At 67.4% G+C, this 18,881-nt stretch carries 22 protein-coding genes; 7 read left to right on the top strand and 15 right to left on the bottom strand.

Features of this window, described 5'->3' with window-relative positions; all coding sequences use genetic code 11:
• Window positions 1–19: 19 nt before the first annotated feature.
• The 3 genes from IU452_RS29970 to dmpG are packed head-to-tail and all read left to right on the top strand — an operon-like array spanning window position 20 to window position 2,776.
• The gene (locus tag IU452_RS29970; protein ID WP_195112549.1) at window positions 20–805 is read left to right on the top strand and encodes a 2-keto-4-pentenoate hydratase; all 786 of its coding nucleotides are present in this window, start codon (window positions 20–22) and stop codon (window positions 803–805) included.
• A 10-nt stretch (window positions 806–815) separates the two neighbouring features.
• Window positions 816–1,727, top strand: a complete 912-nt coding sequence (locus IU452_RS29965) for an acetaldehyde dehydrogenase (acetylating) (RefSeq protein ID WP_195112548.1) — start codon at window positions 816–818, stop codon at window positions 1,725–1,727.
• 11 nt (window positions 1,728–1,738) lie between these two features.
• Complete coding sequence (dmpG, locus tag IU452_RS29960; protein ID WP_195112547.1) at window positions 1,739–2,776, top strand: 4-hydroxy-2-oxovalerate aldolase; 1,038 nt, start codon at window positions 1,739–1,741, stop codon at window positions 2,774–2,776.
• Between the two features lie 26 nt (window positions 2,777–2,802).
• On the opposite strand, the gene IU452_RS29955 is transcribed toward dmpG, so the two are convergent.
• Complete coding sequence (locus IU452_RS29955; RefSeq protein ID WP_195112546.1) at window positions 2,803–3,210, bottom strand: DUF2510 domain-containing protein; 408 nt, start codon at window positions 3,208–3,210, stop codon at window positions 2,803–2,805.
• Between the two features lie 194 nt (window positions 3,211–3,404).
• Between IU452_RS29955 and IU452_RS29950 the strand changes: the two genes are divergently transcribed.
• The gene (locus IU452_RS29950; RefSeq protein WP_228819015.1) at window positions 3,405–4,343 is read left to right on the top strand and encodes a phosphotransferase family protein; all 939 of its coding nucleotides are present in this window, start codon (window positions 3,405–3,407) and stop codon (window positions 4,341–4,343) included.
• A 21-nt stretch (window positions 4,344–4,364) separates the two neighbouring features.
• Here the strand turns inward: IU452_RS29950 and IU452_RS29945 are convergent, their stop codons facing one another.
• From IU452_RS29945 to hsaA, 6 genes are read right to left on the bottom strand one after another with little or no spacing between them, the layout of a single operon-like run.
• A complete protein-coding gene (locus IU452_RS29945) occupies window positions 4,365–5,525 on the bottom strand; it encodes an NAD(P)/FAD-dependent oxidoreductase (protein WP_195112544.1) in 1,161 nt (386 codons plus the stop codon).
• Between the two features lie 50 nt (window positions 5,526–5,575).
• Window positions 5,576–6,439 (bottom strand): RNA polymerase sigma factor SigJ, encoded by an 864-nt coding sequence (sigJ, locus tag IU452_RS29940; protein ID WP_195112543.1) that lies wholly within the window; start codon window positions 6,437–6,439, stop codon window positions 5,576–5,578.
• Window positions 6,440–6,480: 41 nt separating this feature from the next.
• A complete protein-coding gene (hsaB, locus tag IU452_RS29935) occupies window positions 6,481–7,050 on the bottom strand; it encodes a 3-hydroxy-9,10-secoandrosta-1,3,5(10)-triene-9,17-dione monooxygenase reductase subunit (protein WP_195112542.1) in 570 nt (189 codons plus the stop codon).
• A gap of 17 nt (window positions 7,051–7,067) precedes the next feature.
• Window positions 7,068–7,976, bottom strand: coding sequence for an iron-dependent extradiol dioxygenase HsaC (gene hsaC / locus IU452_RS29930; protein WP_324192894.1), 909 nt, complete (start codon window positions 7,974–7,976; stop codon window positions 7,068–7,070).
• Window positions 7,973–8,875 carry a 4,5:9,10-diseco-3-hydroxy-5,9,17-trioxoandrosta-1(10),2-diene-4-oate hydrolase gene (gene hsaD / locus IU452_RS29925; RefSeq protein WP_195112540.1) on the bottom strand — a complete coding sequence of 301 codons (903 nt, stop codon included), beginning with the start codon at window positions 8,873–8,875 and terminating at the stop codon, window positions 7,973–7,975. Before hsaD ends, hsaC begins: the two co-directional genes overlap by 4 nt.
• Window positions 8,876–10,039, bottom strand: coding sequence for a 3-hydroxy-9,10-secoandrosta-1,3,5(10)-triene-9,17-dione monooxygenase oxygenase subunit (hsaA, locus tag IU452_RS29920; RefSeq protein ID WP_195112539.1), 1,164 nt, complete (start codon window positions 10,037–10,039; stop codon window positions 8,876–8,878).
• A gap of 214 nt (window positions 10,040–10,253) precedes the next feature.
• Here hsaA and IU452_RS29915 point away from each other — a divergent pair, with 214 nt between their 5' ends.
• The gene (locus IU452_RS29915; protein ID WP_195112538.1) at window positions 10,254–11,450 is read left to right on the top strand and encodes a Rieske 2Fe-2S domain-containing protein; all 1,197 of its coding nucleotides are present in this window, start codon (window positions 10,254–10,256) and stop codon (window positions 11,448–11,450) included.
• Window positions 11,450–11,770: a hypothetical protein gene (locus IU452_RS29910; RefSeq protein WP_195112537.1), complete on the top strand. Its 321-nt coding sequence runs from the start codon at window positions 11,450–11,452 to the stop codon at window positions 11,768–11,770. Before IU452_RS29915 ends, IU452_RS29910 begins: the two co-directional genes overlap by 1 nt.
• 19 nt (window positions 11,771–11,789) lie before the next feature.
• On the opposite strand, the gene IU452_RS29905 is transcribed toward IU452_RS29910, so the two are convergent.
• The 6 genes from IU452_RS29905 to IU452_RS29880 all read right to left on the bottom strand — a co-directional run bounded on the left by IU452_RS29905 (window position 11,790) and on the right by IU452_RS29880 (window position 15,074).
• The gene (locus IU452_RS29905; RefSeq protein WP_195112536.1) at window positions 11,790–12,005 is read right to left on the bottom strand and encodes a hypothetical protein; all 216 of its coding nucleotides are present in this window, start codon (window positions 12,003–12,005) and stop codon (window positions 11,790–11,792) included.
• Window positions 12,006–12,019: 14 nt separating this feature from the next.
• Window positions 12,020–12,256 carry a hypothetical protein gene (locus IU452_RS29900; RefSeq protein WP_195112535.1) on the bottom strand — a complete coding sequence of 79 codons (237 nt, stop codon included), beginning with the start codon at window positions 12,254–12,256 and terminating at the stop codon, window positions 12,020–12,022.
• 92 nt (window positions 12,257–12,348) lie between these two features.
• Window positions 12,349–12,756 carry a cupin domain-containing protein gene (locus tag IU452_RS29895; RefSeq protein WP_195112534.1) on the bottom strand — a complete coding sequence of 136 codons (408 nt, stop codon included), beginning with the start codon at window positions 12,754–12,756 and terminating at the stop codon, window positions 12,349–12,351.
• Between the two features lie 14 nt (window positions 12,757–12,770).
• Window positions 12,771–13,571, bottom strand: coding sequence for an SDR family oxidoreductase (locus IU452_RS29890; protein WP_195112533.1), 801 nt, complete (start codon window positions 13,569–13,571; stop codon window positions 12,771–12,773).
• Between the two features lie 17 nt (window positions 13,572–13,588).
• Entirely contained in the window at window positions 13,589–14,239 is a 651-nt protein-coding gene (locus IU452_RS29885) for a TetR/AcrR family transcriptional regulator (RefSeq protein ID WP_195112532.1), read from the bottom strand.
• Window positions 14,240–14,321: 82 nt separating this feature from the next.
• Window positions 14,322–15,074 (bottom strand): DUF427 domain-containing protein, encoded by a 753-nt coding sequence (locus IU452_RS29880; protein ID WP_195112531.1) that lies wholly within the window; start codon window positions 15,072–15,074, stop codon window positions 14,322–14,324.
• 162 nt (window positions 15,075–15,236) lie between these two features.
• Between IU452_RS29880 and IU452_RS29875 the strand changes: the two genes are divergently transcribed.
• Complete coding sequence (locus IU452_RS29875) at window positions 15,237–16,634, top strand: amino acid permease (RefSeq protein WP_195112530.1); 1,398 nt, start codon at window positions 15,237–15,239, stop codon at window positions 16,632–16,634.
• Window positions 16,635–16,807: 173 nt separating this feature from the next.
• Here IU452_RS29875 and IU452_RS29870 read toward each other — a convergent pair whose 3' ends face one another.
• Together IU452_RS29870 and IU452_RS29865 are read right to left on the bottom strand one after the other, a co-directional pair.
• Window positions 16,808–17,866 (bottom strand): acyl-CoA dehydrogenase family protein, encoded by a 1,059-nt coding sequence (locus IU452_RS29870; protein ID WP_195112529.1) that lies wholly within the window; start codon window positions 17,864–17,866, stop codon window positions 16,808–16,810.
• Window positions 17,863–18,864 carry an acyl-CoA dehydrogenase family protein gene (locus IU452_RS29865; RefSeq protein WP_195112528.1) on the bottom strand — a complete coding sequence of 334 codons (1,002 nt, stop codon included), beginning with the start codon at window positions 18,862–18,864 and terminating at the stop codon, window positions 17,863–17,865. The genes IU452_RS29870 and IU452_RS29865 overlap by 4 nt, the downstream gene beginning before the upstream one ends.
• Window positions 18,865–18,881: the final 17 nt, after the last annotated feature.

Genomic DNA, 18,881 nt, shown 5'->3' with positions numbered 1-18,881 from the left:
CAGTGGGAAGGAAACAAGCGTGCTGTCCGACGCGGTACGGAGCGAACTGGCCGCGGAGCTCGCGGCCGCCGAACGTGAGCGAGTGCCGGTCGACCCGCTGGTCGCCCGGCACCCCGAGATCGACGTGGTCGATGCCTATGAGATCCAGCTGATCAACATCCGCCGCCGCGTCGACGGCGGGGCGACGGTGGTCGGTCACAAGGTCGGGCTGTCGTCGAAGGCGATGCAGCAGATGATGGGTGTGGACGAACCCGACTACGGGCATCTGCTCGCCGAGATGCAGGTGTTCTCCGACGTTCCGGTCGACACCTCGCGGTATCTGTACCCGCGGGTGGAGGTGGAGGTCGGCTTCGTGCTCGGTGCGGATCTGCCGGGCGCCGAGTGCACCGAGGAGGATGTGCTCGCCGCGACGGTCGCCTATGCCCCCGCCATCGAACTCATCGACTCCCGCATCAAGGACTGGAATATCGCGCTGTGCGACACCATCGCCGACAACGCGTCCTCGGCGGGGTGGGTGCTCGGATCGGAGCGGGTGCGCCCGGAGCTGTTGGATATCAGGAACATCGACGCTCGGCTGACTCGAAACGGCGAGATGGTGGCCGAGGGACGCAGCGACGCCGTGCTCGGCGATCCGACGATCGCGGTGGCGTGGCTGGCCCGCAAGGTCGCCTCCTTCGGGGTGCGGCTGAAGGCGGGCGACATCGTGCTGCCCGGTTCCTGCACGCGCGCCATCGACGCCCGGCCGGGCGATGCCTTCCACGCCGAGTTCGCCGGACTCGGTTCTGTTCGTTTGCAATTCAGCTGAGGAGACCTGAGTGCCTGCCAATGGAAAGGTCGCGGCCGCCATCGTCGGCTCCGGCAATATCAGTACCGACCTGCTGTACAAGCTGCTGCGCTCGGACAAGGTGGAGCCCCGGTGGATGATCGGAATCGATCCCGCCAGTGAGGGATTGAAGCGCGCCGCCGGGCTGGGGCTGGAAACCTCGCACGAGGGCGTGGACCGGCTGCTGGCGCAGTCGGAGCTGCCGGAGCTGGTCTTCGAGGCCACCTCCGCCTATGTCCATCGCGAGGCCGCCCCGAAGTACGCCGAGGCCGGGATCCGCGCGGTGGACCTGACCCCGGCCGCGGTCGGCCCGGCCGTGGTGCCGCCGGTGAATCTGGGCGCACATCTGGAGGCGCCGAACGTCAACATGATCACCTGCGGTGGGCAGGCGACGATTCCGATCGTCGCGGCGGTATCGCGGGTCGTCGAGGTGCCGTATGCCGAGATCGTGGCGTCGGTGTCCTCGGTGTCGGCGGGTCCGGGCACGCGGGCCAATATCGACGAGTTCACCAAGACCACCAGCCGCGGGGTGGAGACCATCGGCGGTGCCCAGCGGGGCAAGGCGATCATCATCCTGAATCCGGCCGAGCCGCCGATGATCATGCGCGACACCATCTTCTGCGCGATTCCGGAGGATGCCGACACCGCGGCGATCAGCGACTCGATCCATCGCATGGTCGCCGACATCCAGCAGTATGTGCCCGGCTACCGGCTGCTGAACGAGCCGCAGTTCGACGAGCCCTCGGTGGTTTCCGGTGGGCTGGCGAAGGTCTCGGTCTTCGTGGAGGTCGAGGGTGCGGGCGACTTCCTACCGCCGTATGCGGGCAATCTCGACATCATGACCGCGGCCGCCACCCGGGTCGGTGAGGTCATCGCGGACCAGATCGTCTCGGCACGGGTATAGAAGGGACCGACATGCCTTACTCAGCAGACCTCGATATCCGCGTCACCGACACCTCGCTGCGCGACGGGTCGCATCACAAGCGCCACCAGTTCACCGCCACCGAGGTGCGCGATATCGTCGCCGCGCTCGACGGCGCGGGCGTGCCGGTGATCGAGGTGACCCACGGCGACGGCCTGGGCGGCTCCTCGTTCAACTACGGATTCTCCAAAACCCCTGAGCAGGAACTGATCACGATCGCCGCCGAGACGGCCAAGCAGGCCAAGATCGCGGTGCTCATGCTGCCCGGCGTGGGCGTGAAGGAAGACATCAAGATCTCTCAGGACAACGGTGCCTCGATCGTGCGCATTGCCACGCACTGCACCGAGGCCGATGTCTCGATCCAGCACTTCGGCCTGGCCCGCGAGCTCGGGCTGGAAACCGTTGGCTTCCTGATGATGTCGCACACCCAGCCGCCGGAGGTGCTGGCCGAGCAAGCGCGCATCATGGCCGACGCCGGATGTCAGTGCGTGTACGTGGTCGATTCCGCGGGAGCCCTTGTGCTGGAACAGGTCTCGGACCGCGTCTCGGCCATCGTCGCCGAACTCGGCAACGACGCCCAGGTCGGCTTCCACGGCCACGAGAACCTCGACCTCGGCTGCGCCAACTCCATCTTCGCCATCCGCGCCGGGGCCACCCAGATCGACGGCAGTGCACGGCGGTTCGGCGCGGGCGCGGGCAACACACCCGTCGAGGCCCTGATCGCCGTCTGCGACAAGCTCGGCATCAAGACCGGCGTCGACTTCTTCGCGATAGCCGACGCCGCCGAGGACGTCGTCCGCCCCGCCATGCCCCAGGAATGCCTCCTGGACCGCCAGTCGCTCATGATGGGTTACGCCGGCGTCTACTCCAGCTTCCTCAAACATGCCGAACGCCAAGCCGAACGCTACGGCGTCTCGGCGGCGGAGATGCTGGTCCGCGCCGGAAAGCGCAACTTGGTCGGAGGCCAGGAGGACCAGCTCATCGACATCGCCTTGGAACTCCAACGCGAACAGCAGACGGTCACCGCCTGACAGGTGGGCGTGATCGGCGTGACCGATCAGTGGAACAGGACGAACGGCGCCGCAATGGCGATGATCGTGGCGGCTACGGCGGAAATGCACAGAGGTTCGCGGCTTCTGATCGCCTGGATCGACAGCGAGATCGGGATCAGCCCGAGCATCACGACATTCGTGTAGTTGTCGACCACGAGGTACAAAGCGCAGACAGCCAGCGCGAGCAGTGACGCGGGGTTGCGCGCCCAGAGGTTTCTCGCGGTGCGGGCGGCAGCGTCCGTCAGGTCACTCCGCTCCCTATGCGCAGGCTGCGGCGGCACAGGCATCGCGTCGGCGGTCCAGCCGTAGCCGTCCCAGCGGCGTTTCACCTGAGTATCGGCCGGGTCGATATACCAGCCCGGCGCCATGAACTGTTCGCTGGTCGGACTGTGGTTGTCCCATGTCGTGCTCATCGAGGTGCCCTTCCCATTGCCGCCGATCGAAGTGACCGCACGAGGATTTCCTGCCCCGCGGACGTAGTGAAACCGCCCGGCCTTGCGGACTACTTATGAGACGCACAAAGCGCCTTCGCGGGACAGGGCTGGGGGCACCGAATCGATAGCAGATCAGCGGATTACCGATCGCCCATACGATGTCGAGCGTGGACATGAGTGCGGATGTCGAGTTGCCGGGGGACTGGGAGAATCGGGCGAGGGGTGCGCTGACGGCCTCGCCGCGCCCGGAGCTGGCCGACGGTGACCTGCGCCTGCTCGGTGCGGGCATGGAAAGCGTGGCGTTGCTGCTCGAGCGGCCGGAGGGGGCCTATGTGCTGCGGCTGCCGCAGGGGTCGTACGGGGCGGAGGGGATCGGGCGCGAGGCCGCGTTGCTGCCCGAGCTGGCGGGTCTGCTGCCGGTTCCGATTCCCCGCTTCCTGTTCACGGCTCCGAATCCGTTGGGGCCCGGGGAATTCTGCGTGTACCCGATCGTGCCGGGGGAGTCGTTGTCGCCGGAGCAGTGGTACGAGCGGGGGCTGCTCACGCTCCCGTCGACGGCCGAGCTCATCGCGAAGATCATCGATGGCGTGCACTCGTTCCCGGTGACCCGCGCGTCCGCACTGGGCATCGAAACCCGGGACCTGCGAGAGGATTTCACCGAAGACCTGGAATCGGTTCGGGCCGAGGTCATTCCACTGCTGGCACCCGCCGCGGCGAAGGCGCTGCTGGGCGCTTGGGAGGAATACCTCGGCGAGGACGCCAACTTCGACTATTCGCCATCGTTGATCCACGCGGATGTGAGCCTGGATCATCTACTCGTCACGGGCGACCGGATCAGCGGCCTGATCGATTTTGGCGACGTGGAGATCGGCGACCCCGATTACGACCTGTGCTACCTGTATCCGGAGACCGACCCGGAGTTCGTCCGCCGAGTACAGCGCTGTCGCGGAACAGAACTCGACCACCGGCTGGAGGCCAAACTGCGCTTCTGGGCGTGCGCAGATCCGGCCCTCGACGTGCTGCATGCCCTCGAGAACGAGATGCCGCGATTCCTCGACGACCGCCTGCGAGTGCTGACCGCGGCACTGCAACGATTCCAGCCGCACGACTGATTCGGCCCGGCCCGCGCAGGGCTATGCGGCATGAGGGGGGATTTCGGCGGCGGTCGGCACCGGGTTGTAGATGCGCGACGCCGCTGTGAGGATCTCGGTGGCGTTGTCGACCGGTGGGTGAATCCGGTTCATGATCCACTTCTTGAGCCTTTTACCGTCGGTTCCGGTCGACTCGACCTGGCGGTCCCACCCGCGGGTCAGGATGGCACCGGCCGCGCCGAGGTCGATATCGGTGACATACGGCGCGGGAGTGAAGTCGATCGGCGGCATTCCCAGCAGGTCGGCCGCGGCATTGTGGCCTGCGGTCTTACCGAGTGGCGTGGCGTGCTGGCAGCTCTGCAGCGTCGTGTGAGCGTCGTCGGCAGGGGCCGCGGCCGTGTCGCCCGCGACGAAGATGTCGTTGCCTGCGTTGAGATCCGGTCCGACGCTCAACCGCCCGAGCCCGTCGCGCGGGCCGGGGATCTGTGCGGTGAGCGGGTTGGCGCGCAACCCGGCGGTCCAGACAACCGCATCGGCGGCAATGCGGGTGCCGTCGGGGAGAACGACCTTGCCGTCCTCGATGGCGGTCACCGTGGTGCCCAGCCGTCGCTGCACGCCGACCTCCTCGAGCGCCTCCTCGATCGCCGGACGCGGTCCCGGCCCGAGTTCCGGACCCACCACCTCACTGCGTTCCACCAGGACCACGCGGCCGCGACCGGCCAGCTCGGTGGCGATCTCGAGGCCGGTGAAACCGGCACCGACGACCACTGCGGTGAACGACTTCAGTCCGCGAAGACGGCCGGCTAGACGATTGGCCCCGTCGAGCGTATCGACATCGAAGAGCTGTTCCGCACCAGGGAATGCCGGCCGAACCAGCTGGCTCCCGGCCGCCAGCACCAACCGGTCGTAGTCGACGGTCGTGCCGGAATCGAGGGCGACACGGTGGTTTTCGACATCGATCTCGAGCACGCGGGCACGACGATGCTCAACCCCGATCGGCTCGAAAACGCGGCGCAACGCCACCGTTGCCCGATGCGGTTCCGGCTCGTACAGTCTCGGCCGCAAGACCAGGCGATCGTTCGGCGCAATCACGGTGATGGACATGTCGGCCTCGGCCAGGTGGGCAGCGCTGCGTACCCGAGCCGCGCCCGCCGCACTCCAGACTCCGGCGAAGCCGCCGCCGACGATGACAATCCGGGGCATCTCATATCTCCTCTCATCGACTCGGTCGACAGGGAGACAAGACGGCGCGCTCAGTTGTGACCGAGATGCCGAAGTTTTTCCGGATTCACCACGCGCCAGATGGATGTGATACGGCCGCCGACGATCTCCAGCGAGTCGATCGACCACAGCGCACCGGCCCGATAGACCGCGAGGGCGGGCCCGCCGCCGATCTCGACCGGCTCGATGGAGAGCGCGGGTTGCCGGGCCACCCGGGCGAGGATCTTCGCCACGCGGTCGGCACCGCGGACCGGAATGCGGGCCGCGGACACCCTGCCGCCGCCATCGCTGACATACACGACATCCGGATCCAGCACTCGCACCAGACCTTCCAGATCACCGGCGCGGGCGGCCAACCGGAAGGCCGTCAGCACCCGCTGTTGCTCCTCCCGCGAGGATCGCGGTCGCTCGCTGACCGCGGCGAGTTTGCGGCGTGCCCGCGAGGCGAGCTGGCGGGTTGCGGGCTGGGACCGCACCAGCAGATCGGCGATCTCCGCGAACGGAATCGAGAAGACGTCGTGGAGGACGAATGCGACCCGCTCGGCGGGTTCGAGTTCGTCCATCACCACCAGCATCGCGGTCTGCACCGACTCGTCCATCAGCAGGGAATCGGCGATATCGGGGCCGGTCAGCAGCGGTTCCGGCAGCCATGGCCCGACGTAGCGCTCCCGCCGGGCCCGGGCCGAGGAGAGCACGTTGTAGGACAGCCGGGCGGCCACCGTGACCAGCCAGGCACGCAGATCGCGCACGGCCGACAGGTCGGCGGCCGACGCCTGTAACCACACGTCCTGAACGATGTCCTCGGCATCGGCGACACCGCCGAGCAGCCGGTACGCCACCCCGAAGACCGCGGACCGGTGCCGCTCCCATTCTGTGTCGAGAACGGATGTGGTCATTGCCGCCAGGGTAGCCGGGCCCGGTCGGTAATCCACCCCCGTTACAGCCAGGTGTCCAGTGTGGTGGTGGTGAGGAAATGCTCCAGGTCCGCACGCCAGGGGGCGGGCGTGGTCTTCTCCGGCTCGATGGCGGTGTACTGGCCGCGGTAGAACAACAGCGGCCTGCCGGAGTCGGTGGACTCCGACAGGGCCAGCACCCGGCCGATCACGATATGGTGATCGCCGCCGTCGACGACACTGGCCACAGTGCACTGGATCGTGGCCAGCGCATCGTCCAGGAGCGGAAGCTCCAGGTCCGAAGTGCGCCACGAGGTTCCCGCGAATTTGTCGGGTTCGCGGGATCCGAAGCGGGCGCATACCTGGCGCTGTTCCTCGGCGAGGACGTTCACGCAGAAACGCCCCGCCTGCTCGATGGCCGTCCAGGTGCGCGAGCCCTTGGTGGGGCAGAACAGCACCAGCGGAGGGTCCAGGGACAGGGCGGCGAACGACTGACAGGCGAAACCGATAGGCGCACCGGCGGTATCGAGTGTCGTGATCACGGTGACGCCGGTGCAGAACTGCCCCAGCACATTCCGGAACTGCCGCGGATCGATGGCACCGTCCGCCGTCATGTCGTTCACCCCTGTCGTCACTGCTGCCGGTACTGGATGCTGAAGTCGTGGCCCCACAGGCTGACCGCGGTCGATTCGCGGGCGATCCACGACTCGTCCTCGACTTCCAGTCCCTCACAGCCGAATTCGATATCGAAGCCGCCGGGCGTCTTCATATAGAACGACAGCATCTTGTCGTTGATGTGCCGTCCGAGGGTGGCCGACATCTTCACCTTGCGCCGCAGCGCGCGGTCCAGGCACAGACCGACGTCGTCGGAGTTCTCCACCTCGACCATCAGATGCACGATGCCGGTCGGATTCGGCAGCGGCAGGAACGCCAGCGCGTGATGGCGCGGGTTGCACCCGTAGAACCGCAGCCACGCGGGCTCGCCGTCGGCGGGGCGACCGACCAACTGCGGGGGCAGCCGCATCGAGTCACGCAGCCGGAAACCGAGCACGTCCTGGTAGAAGTGCTGTGCCGCCGCGTCGTCCGTACAGGTCAGCACCACATGGCCCAGACCCTGCTCGGCGGTGACGAACTTGTGCCCGTAGGGACTGACGAAGCGCCGGGCGACGTACTGCGAACCGTGGAAGGCCTCGAGCACATTGCCGTCCGTGTCCTCGAATCGGATCAACTCCTGGACGCGACGGTCGGCGATCTCCTCCTTGGTGCCTTCCTTGAAGGGCACCCCCGCATTCGACAGCCGCTCCCGAAGCCGCTGCAGCGCGGCGGCGTCGGCGACCTCCCAGCCCGACGCCTGCAGCCGGTCGGTCTCACCCGGCACGATGACCAGGCGCGCAGGAAACTCGTCCATGCGCAGGTACAGGGCATTTTTGTCGGGCCCGTCGCCCTCCATCATGCCGAGTACCTTCAGCCCGTACTCCCGCCACGCCGCGACATCGGTGGCCTCGATGCGCATATATCCCAGCGCTCGAATACTCATCACTTCTCCTTCGTCGAAGTGAACGTGGATGCCGGTGCAGGCAACAGGAAATCGGTGGCCAGCCGGTTGAATTCGTCGAACTTCTCCAGCTGAGCCCAGTGCCCGCAGCCGCCGAACACATGCAGCTGCGCGCGGGGGATCGTCTTCAGGGCCACCAGCGCCCCGTCGAGCGGGTTCACCCGGTCCTCGCGGCCCCAGATCATGAGCACCGGCTGGCGTAGTTTGAAGCCGTCGCGCCAGAGCATGCCCTTGTCGAAATCCGGTCCCGCGAACGACTTTCCCATGGCGCGCATGGCGGCCAGCGATTCCGGGGTGCTGGCATAGCCGAACCGTTCCTCGATCAGCTCCTCGGTGACCAGCGACTGGTCGAAGACCATGATCCGCAGGAACTTCTCCATATTCTCCCGGGTCGGCTCCATATTGAACTGCGCCAGCGCCTTCACGCCCTCGGTGGGGTCGGGCGCGAACAGGTTCGTGCTCAAGCCGCCCGGACCCATCAGCACGAGCTTGCCCGCCCGATCGGGATAGTCGAGGGCGAACCGCACGGTGGTGCCGCCGCCGAGCGAATTCCCCAGCAGGTGCACGCGATCGGTGATCTGCAGGGTGTCGAGCAGGTCCTTCAGCGCCGACGAGCTGTGCACGAAATACTGCGGATGCTCGGTCGGCTTGTCGGACAACCCGAACCCGGGCTGATCCACGGCCAGCACATGGAAATTCTGCGCCAGCACGGGGATGTTGCGGGCGAAGTTGGACCAGGACGACGCGCCCGGCCCGCCGCCGTGCAGCAGCACGATCGTCGGGCCGTTGCCCACGCCCGCCTCGTGATAGTGCAGCTTCAGATCCGGCCGCACCTGGGCGTAGCGGGAGGTCGATTCGAAGGTCAGTTCAGCGGTGGAGGTCATTTACACCATCCCGTCGGTTACCGGCAGTCCGAACGCGTGCGTGCCGTACATCGCGTAGGCGCGCTCGGGATCGTTGGCGGCATGGACTCGCCCGGCATGGGCATCGCGCCAGAACCGTTGCAGCGGAGTCCCGTTCGCCAAGGCGGTGGCGCCCGAGCTCTCGAACAGCTTGTCGATCGACGCGATGGCGCGACCGGTCGCCCGTACCTGATCGCGGCGTGCCCGCACTCGCAGATCGAACGGTATCTCCTTGCCCGCCATCAGACATGCGTATTCATCGGCGACATTGCCCGACAGCTGACGCCATGCGGCATCGATATCGCTGGCCGCCTCGGCGATGCGCACCTTGGTGAACGGGTCGTCCTTGGACTTCTCGCCGGCGAAGGCGGCACGGATGCGCCCGCCCTGGTGGTCGATGTGCGCCTCCAGTGCGCCGTAGGCCATGCCGACGATCGGGGAGGAGATGGTGGTGGGATGGATGGTGCCCCAGGGCATCTTGTACACCGGGTCGGTGTTCTGTTGCAGGCCGGGCGATTTCAGCTCGTTCATCGTCTTGTAGGACAGGAACCGGTGCCGCGGCACGAAGACGTCCTGCACGACCAGTGTGTTGGAACCGGTGCCCCGCAGGCCCACCACATTCCACACGTCGTCGATGCGGTACTCGGTGCGCGGAATCAGGAAGCTGCCGAAGTCGACCGGCTTGCCGTCCTTGATCACCGGACCGCCGACGAAGGTCCAGTCGGCGTGATCGCAGCCCGACGACCAGTTCCACGAGCCGTTGACGAGGTACCCGCCCTCGGTCACCACGCCCGCACCCATCGGTGCGTACGAGGACGAGATCCTTACCTCGGTGTCCTCGCCCCAGACCTCCTCCTGCGCCCGCTGGTCGAACAGCGCCAGATGCCAGTTGTGGATGCCGATGATGCCTGCCACCCAGCCCGTGGAACCGCATGCACTGGCGATCTTGCGGACGGTGTCGTAGAAGACGACCGGATCGGCGGCGTGACCGCCCCACTGACGCGGCTGCACGAGCCGGAAGAACCCGGTCGCCTGCAGCGCCTTCATCGTCTCGTCGGGGATGCGCCGCAGGTCCTCTGCCTCCTGCGCGCGTTCGCGCAGCATCGGCAACAGCGCTTCGACCCGCTCTGTTACTTCTTGCGTCATCTCGGGGACTGCTCCTGCCTGGTCGAATCGGACCGGGTACCTAATCTGATACTGACACTGAGACTAGAACAGGTTCTTATTCCTGTCGAGAACGGGTATCCGAGGATGAGTGAGTGACTCTCTGTCTCTCCCTTGCCTGGTAGTCAAGGCAATAGCTGGCGCCGAGTCGGACAATTTTGTAACGTGTTCTAGTACTTCCAGAGGAGGGATCACGATGGCAGAAACCGCACCAGCGCGCGGCGGGAAGATCCGTGAGATCGATGTCGGGTCGACGCCCAGCCGGTACGCGCGGGGCTGGCATTGCCTGGGACTGGCCGCACCGTTCCGAGACGGCAAACCGCACGCCGTGCAGGCGTTCGGCACCAAGCTCGTCGTGTGGGCCGACAGCAGGGGGGACCTCAAGGTGCTCGACGCCTACTGCCGGCACCTGGGCGGTGACTTGAGCATGGGCGAGATCAAGGGCGACTCGGTGGCCTGCCCGTTCCACGACTGGCGGTGGGGCGGCAACGGCCGCTGCACCTCGATTCCCTACGCGCGCCGAGTGCCGCCGCTGGCGCGCACCCGCTCGTGGACCACGCTGGAGCGCAACGGACAGCTGTTCGTGTGGCACGACTTCGAGGGCAATCAGCCGCCGGACGAGGTGACCATCCCGTATATCGAGGGTGCCTACACCGACGCCGACGGCAATCCGAGCGAGACGCTCAACAGCGAGTGGACCGAGTGGACCTGGAATTCGATGCTGATCGAGGGCGCCAACTGCCGCGAGATCATCGACAACGTGGTCGACATGGCCCACTTCTTCTACATCCACTTCGCGTATCCGACGTTCTTCAAGAACGTCTTCGAGGGCCATATCGCCACCCAGTACCTGGAGACGAAGAGCCGTCCCGATATCGGCATGGGCTCGCAGTACGGTGACTCGCTGTTGAAGTCCGTGGCCGCCTATTACGGGCCGTCCTACATGATCAACCCGCTGCACAACTTCTACGGCGGGTTCGAGGTCAAGAGCGTCCTGATCAACTGCCACTACCCGGTGACGCAGGACTCGTTCGTGCTGCAGTGGGGAATCTCCCTGCAGAAGCCCACGGGCGTCGGCGACGAGGCCGCCGACAAACTGGCCAAGAAGATGACCGAGGGCATCAGCGTCGGCTTCCTGCAGGACGTGGAGATCTGGAAACACAAGTCCAAGATCGACAATCCGCTGCTGTGCGAGGAGGACGGGCCGGTCTATCAGCTGCGCCGGTGGTACGACCAGTTCTACGTCGACGTCGCCGATGTCGACCCGAAGTCGGTGCAGCGCTTCGAATTCGAGGTCGACACCACCAAGGCGAACGAGGCGTGGGAGGCCGAGGTCGCCGAGAATCTGCGGCGCAAGGCCGAACAGGACGCCAAGCAGGAGGCGAGCGCCTGATGACCAAGTGGGCGAAGGCACCCGATTTCGCGGATCGTCCCGAGCGGCTCGCGCAGGTGCGCGCCCAGACGGTCGTCGACAAACAGCGCTACCTCGAGGACGGGATGACGCCGCTGTCGTGCGCGAGCTGCGGCACCCGGGTACTGGTCCGCAAGGCCAGCTCACATCAGAAGTCGGTGCAGTGGACGGTCGATCCGGCCGCCCACTGCCCCGTCTTCGAGGAGCTGGGCGGCGGTCCCGGCCGACCCGATTCCTGTCCGAATCTCGACCGCACCATCGACCACGCCACCCAGGAGGGCATCCTCCCCGTCGGGGAGTGATCCGCTCGGCGGACCTGCTCTATCGGCAGGGGACCGCGATGCCGCCGCTCAATGTGCGCAGCAGACAAGCCAGAGTGTCGGCGGAACCGGTGCCGGTGTTCCCGACCGGCTGGGCCGCCGAAGCGACCGGATCGGAGGCGGCCGGTTCCAGCGGGACCGAGGCCGTCGCGGGCCCGGCGGTCAGGGCCAGTGCGCCGAAGGCCGCGAATCCAATGGCAAAACGCTTGATGGACATGGTGTTTCCTCTCGCTAGCACACGTACAGGCCGCTGGGAAGCGGTGTGCAGAGCAGGCCGAACGACCCGGTGGGAATGCCTTGGAACGAACCGGTGCCGGGAATCGGGCTTCCGACCGACTGTGCCGACTGCGCGGCCTGGTCGGATGCGGCGGGCTCCAGGGTGATCTGCGCCGCCGCCGGTCCGGCCGCGATCGCCACCGCCGCCGCGCCCGCGGCAATCGCTCCGACCGTAATTCGCTTGATAGACAATGCTTTTCCCTTCGCTGTGAGCCTGCGGGCCCACCTTATAGGGAGGTTGCACGTCCTAAACGACGGTATTTTCCATGCCCCCGGATCTGAGGTCAGTCCATGCGGAAATCTGCGAAATCGAAGCCTGGCGAGACGATGCAGCTGACCAGGACGTACTCGTCGCCCGCCGGGTGGGCCCACTGGCTGACGCCGCCGGGGACCACGGCCTGCAGCAGCTGGCCGTGTTCCACGTCCGGGCCGAGGATGATCTCCTCGCCGTTGATGTTCAGGGCCAGCGGGCCGCCGCGATGCCACAGCCACAGCTCGTCGGAGCGGACGGTATGTGGTGCGGACTTCTCCCCGGGCAGCAGCAGGAAGTAGATGGCGGTGGCGGCCGAGCGTGCGCCGTCGTACCCCTCGGGCTCGAATTCCACCGGGCTGCGCCAGGTTTCGCGGTACCAGCCCCCCTCGGGGTGCGGTTGCAGATCCAGTGCCGCCGCCAGCGCGGGCCGCTCACTCATGGGACTCCCTTCGGTTACTTCAAACCGTGCATGGCGGCCACCAGCCGGGCCATGACGCTGCTGGGCAGCAGCCGCCGCAGCGCGAACACCAGCGGCGCCCCGCTGCCGACGGCGCGGAACGGCTTCGGCGACTCGATGACCTTCACGATGGTATCGGCCACCTGCTCGGCCGAAATCCCTTTCGCCTCATTGCGTTCCAGGCCCGCGATCACCGTGTCGAATTCGGTTCGGTAGGGCGAGTCCGCGCCGATGTAGGTGGTGCGCCGAGTGCTGATCCCCGTATTGATCGAGCCGGGTTCCACGGTGGTGACCGCGATCCCGAACGGCGATACTTCGCGCCGCATGGCGTCGGCGAACCCCTTGGTCGCGGCTTTCGTTGCCACATAGGAGGATCGGTAGGCGAGCGGGAAGCTGGCCAGCATCGAACCGACCATGATGATGTGGCCACGACCGCGAGCCCGCATCCCCGGCAGGACCGCCTGCGCCAGCCGCACCGGCCCGAAGACGTTGACCTGGAACAATCGCTCGATCGCGTCTATGGGCAGCTCTTCCACCGGCCCGGCCTGGCTCTCGCCCGCATTGTTGATCAGCACGTCGATCTCGCCCAGGTCGTCGGCGAAGGCGTCGGTCGCGGCGGGATCGGTGAGGTCGAGTGCCCGGTACTCCACGCCCGCCACGCGCGCGGAGTCGGCCATCGACTCGGGTTTGCGGCTGGTCCCGATGACGCGGAAGCCGCGCGCGACAAGGGCCGCGGCGGTCGCGGCGCCGATGCCGGAGGACGCGCCCGTGACGAGGGCGGTGCGTGGCGGGGTCATGAATTACTCCTCGATCGTCAGCCGCGCGGTTCGCTGTAGGCCAGCACGACGCGGGTGAACAGGTCGATGCGCTGTTCCCGGGCGGTGGCGCTGTCGGGTTCCAGCAGGCATTGGGTGGCGGTGCCGTCGTGCACGGCGACGAGTGCGCGGCCCAGGGCCGCGGGGTCGGGGACGGTGCGCCCCACCAGTTTCAGCGTGGTCTCGACAACCGGCAGCAGCGCCGAGATGATCGCGTCCTCGCGGGCCGCGACGGTCCGGCGCAGCGCGGGGTTGCGCAGGGCGTGCGCGGTGAACTCGTAGGTGATGCGAAACCACTTGTCGTCCAACGGCACCGCCTGCAGCACCCGAGCGACCCCGGCCCGCAGGTCGGGGACCGTGGCGGCGGAGGCGTTCTGTTCGAGCACCGCGGTCACCTCGTGCAGCATGCGCTGGGACCGCTGTTCCCACATGGCCAGGAACAGTTCCTCGAGCGAGGTGAAGTTCGAGTAGAACGCCCCGCGCGTATATCCGGCCCGCTCACAGATCTGCTCCACCGTGCAGCGTCCGAACCCCTCGGCGGCGAAGGCGTCGAAGGCCGCGTCCAGCAGCCGCTGGCGCGTCTCGGCCCGTCGCTTGCTGATGCGCACGCCGCGAGCAGTCGGCTGACCGGCCTCGGTGGACGTCGCCATGACCCAGTCCTCTCCTCGGAAGATCGGATACATGAGCGTATCAAATCTGCGGTTGCGCGAGGTATGCTACGCCGATCCCGGATCAGGTGAACGGGGTTTTCGGGCGCTGCTGGGGTTCGCCGTCGATGGAGAGGTCGACCTTCTCGTTGTAGAAGCAGACCAGGCCCGCGACCTTCTGGCTTTCCGGCAGGGGAGTGCGGTAGAGCCAGACCAGGTCCGGATACTCGGCGTCGCCGATGCGCACGTTGAAGTATTCGGCCGTGCCCTTGTAGGGGCAGCGGGTGCGGGTCTGGGACGGGGTCAGCAGGTCCATCCGGACATCGGTCATCGGGAGGTAGTACCGCGGCGGCAGCCCCGTCTCGTACAGGATGTGCGGCGCCCGGGATTCGGCGACGGTCTGGCCGCCGATCGCCACCCGCACGTGCCGCGAGCTGACCAGCACGTCCACCCGGGTGTAGGGGTCGCGCGGATGGACGTAGATCGGTTCGTCCTCCTCGAACCACTCGTCCATCAGGTCCCAGTCCAGCCGCACGTGCTCGCGCAGCTCGGGAATCGGCGAGTCCGGATAGCGCAGGGCCGCACCGGATCTGGTGATGCCGTCGACGACCACGTCGTACTGGACGCCCTCGCCGCGGCTGGGCGAATGGCGGGTGGAGCCGCTGGGCTCCAACTTGACCCGCAGATCCGCGACCGGCACGTAGTAGGTCGGGTAGTGGGGGTTCTCCCACACCAGCAACGGCGCCGTGGTGTCGGCCACCAGGCGACCCTCGACATAGGTCCGCACCCGTTTCGGGCTGGGCTCGGTCCGCACCCGCCCCCGATTCGTTTCGGTCATACCTCCCGACGGTACTCCCGAGTCGTGAACTTCCAAGGGGGTCGCCCGAATTCACCGCGCCGCCGACGGGTGGGATTTTTGGCCCGCTACCTGGGTTTTCTCCATGGTCGAGGGCCTCGATACGCTGTAAACACAACATCCGGGCGAACAGAAGGTAACTCCATGACGAAGACGAGCGGCGCCGTGCGCGAGGGTCTGCGCACCGGTCTGCGCCGTCGGCACATGACGATGCTCGCGATCGGGGGCGCGGTCGGCGCCGGCCTGTTCGTGGGCAGCGGTTCGGTGATCGAGACCGCCGGCCCGGCGGCGGTCGTGTCCTACGCGGTGGCGGGGGTGCTGGTGCTGTGCGTGCTGCGCGCGCTCGGCGAAATGGTGGTGGCCCGCCCGGTGGCCGGTTCGCTGGCCGAATATGCGCGAATGGCGTTGGGGCCCTTCGCCGGATTCACCGTGGGCTGGCTGTACTGGTATCTGTACGTCGTGCTGGTCGGTGCCGAGGCGACCGCGGGCGCGGCCATTCTGGGGCACTGGATCGATCTGCCGCCGTGGCTGCTGTCGGCCGCGCTGCTGCTGGTCATGACCGCGGTCAATCTGGTGTCGGTGGGCTCGTTCGGCGAATTCGAGTTCTGGTTCGCCTCCATCAAGGTGGCCGCGATCGTGGTGTTCCTGATCCTGGGCGTGCTCTACGTGCTCGGGATGTGGCCGGACGCCCATGGCGGACTGGACAATCTGACCGCCCACGGTGGATTCGTGCCCAACGGTGTCGGCGGCGTGCTGTCGGCGATCGTCGTGGTGATCTTCGCCTTCGGTGGTACCGAGATCGTCACGCTGGCCGCCGCCGAGAGTGCCGAGCCCGGTAAGGCGGTGGCCCGGGCCACCAGCAATGTGCTGTGGCGGGTCGGCCTGTTCTACGTGGCCTCGATCTTCCTGGTGGTGACCATCCTGCCGTGGGACGACGCGAAGGTGCTCACCAGTCCGTTCGTCAGCGCGCTGGACACGATGGGCGTGCCCGCGGCGGGCACCATCATGCAGGTGGTCATCCTGACCGCCGTGCTGTCGGTGCTGAACTCGGCGATCTATGTGTCCTCGCGCATGCTCTACGTGCTCACCCGCGACGGCGATGCCCCGGCGGGACTGGTGAAGGTCAATCGCCGCGGCGTTCCGGCCCGGGCGGTCCTGATGGGCACGGTCGCGGCCTGGTGTGCGGTGGTGGCGTCCTATGTATCCCCGGACCGGGTGTTCACCTTCCTGGTGAACTCCATCGGCGTGCTGCTGGCCTTCATCTATCTGTCGATCATGTTCTCGCAGCTGCGGTTGCGCGCCCGGCTGCGGCGCGAGGATCCCGCCGCGCTCACCTACCGGATGTGGGGATACCCGTATCTGAGCTGGCTGGTGATCGTGGTGCTGGTGGTCGTGCTGATCTCGGAGGCGGTGATGTCGTCGCTGCGGCCCCAGCTGATCGCCTCGACCGTCAGCCTGCTGGTGGTGGCGGCCGCATATCCGCTGCGGGCGAAGTTCGGGAGGACGCCACCGGTGCGTGAGGTGCAGATACTGCAGCACTGACGGCCGTGAACGGTGCCGGAGCGCGGCGGGGCGCGGGTCGAAGCCATCGCGTCCCGCCGACGCCGACTCGACGACCACGACGCTGGAGTCGCCGGAACCGGCCGATCGATGGCGCCGATCGGCACACTCCCATTAGCTTAGGCACGCTAACTACCTACGGGTAGTGACGTAGGTCACGCCGGTCGAGCCAATGGTCGCGCCGGAGCCCCGAACAGCTGCGCGTCTGCGTGGGCACGCTTGAAGTACAGGTGTGCCTCGTGCTCCCACGTGATGGCGATACCGCCGTGCATCTGCACCATCTCGCTCACGACGGTGCTGAAGGTCTGCGAGCAATGTATGCGCGCGGCGGCGAGATCCAATGCTGCGGACGGGTTTTCGGCGGCCTCGTCCAGCCCGGCAATGGCGGTGTAGGCCACCGAGCGCGCGGATTCGACCAGCACGTACATATCCGCCATCCGATGCTTGAGCGCCTGGAAGCTCCCGATCGGGCGGCCGAACTGCACGCGGGACTTGGTGTAGTCGACCGTCATCTGCAGGCATTGGTCGGCGGCTCCGACCTGTTCGGCGGCCACGGCGGCCCAGGCGATCTCGCGCAGCCGGGCCACGGCCTCGACATCGCCACCGAGCCGGCGGGCGGGTGTGCCGGCGAAGACGACATCGGTGAGCCGCCGGGTCGGATCCATGGTGGGTGCCACGGCGCGCGTGACTTCGGCCGCGGCGGCGTCGATTTCGTACAGGCCGTCGTCGGTCACCACGATCAAGGTGTCCGCCGTCGCCCCATCGAGCACGTAATGCGCGGTGCCCACCAGCTTCCCGTCCGCCACCCGGACGCCCGGCCTGTCCCAGCCGCTGCGGCCCGCCCAGCACACGGCCAGGGTGCGAGTGCCCTCCGCGACCTCCGGCAGCAACCGCGCACAGGCATCCGCGTCGCCCGACAGCAACACTGCCTGCACGCCGAGGACCGCCGAGCCCAGCATCGGCGGATTGTGCAGGGTCCGGCCCAACTCCTCGACCACGACCAGCGCCGCCGCCGGTCCCGCCCCGACGCCGCCGTACTCCTCGGGAACCGCCAGCGCGGCGACACCGACCTGCTCACACAGCAGCTTCCACAGCCGTTCGTCGTATCCGAGCTCGCTGTCGACGGCCCCCCGCAGCACGGCCCGATCGCCGTGCTTGGTCACAACGGCCCGCACGGTATCGGCGAGCTCCCGCAGTTCTCCCGCACCGGTCATCGGACAACTCCGGTCCGGCGCAGGGCCTCGGCCACCCGGGCACGGTGGAAATCGGCTGTGCCCCAGGCGCTGCGGAGCGCGGTGACCTTGGTGAGCCAGAGCGACAGGTCGTATTCGGCGGTGTAGCCGATGGCACCGTGTACCTGCAGTGCGGTCCGTGCGGCCCGGTAGGCGGCCTCGGTGCAGGCGAGTTTGGCGGCCGAGACGTCGCGGGCACGGTCCGGGGAGGTCATGCTCAGCGCGGCACGGAACAGCAGCGGCTCGGCCAGGTCGAGGCCGATGAGCACGTCGGCCAGCTGGTGCTTGATCGCCTGGTACCGGCCGATCGGCTGGCCGAACTGATGACGCTGTTTGACATAGGCGACGCTGGTGTCCAGCAGCGCCCGGCCCGCGCCCAGCAGTTGGCCCGCGGTGGCCAGGGCACCGGCGTCGAAGGCCGCGTCTACCGCCGACCGTACCGAATCCCCCTCGGCCACAAGATCGTCCGCGACCACCGCGAACAGCCGCCGCGCCCGATCCACCGAGCCGATGCGCTCGGCACGGTGCGCGGTGTACAGCCGATCGCCGTCGGCGAGCAGGATCACCTCGGCGCTATCGGCATCGAGCGCGGGTGCGTCGGGCGCCAGGGCGATCGTGCCCAGGGCGGTGCCCTCGCCGAAGGCGCCCAGCCAGCGCCGGGCCGGCGCCGAATCCGGAAGTGCCTGCAGCAGTGCGGGAATCACGGCGGCGGTCTCCACCACCGGGCCCGGCACCGCCGCCCGGCCCAGTTCCTGCACGGCCACCACCAGATCGATCGGCTGCGCGCCCATGCCGCCGTATTCTTCGGCGATCCCCAGCCCCAGCGCTCCCGCACCGGCGAGCTGACGGATCAAGGCGCGGCCACCGCGGTGATCGCCGGTGGCCCAGGACCGGATGATCCCCGGCGTACCCGCGGCGTCACACATCTTGCGCAGGCTGCCCGCGAAGTCGCGCTGTTCGGGAGCTAATGCAAATCTCATCGACAATCCATTCCGAA

This window comes from Nocardia transvalensis, from assembly GCF_015477765.1.
Classification (GTDB): Bacteria; Actinomycetota; Actinomycetes; order Mycobacteriales; family Mycobacteriaceae; genus Nocardia; species Nocardia transvalensis_A.
Note: the sequence above shows the minus strand (reverse complement) of the source record. Positions and strands in the feature narration are given on the sequence as shown.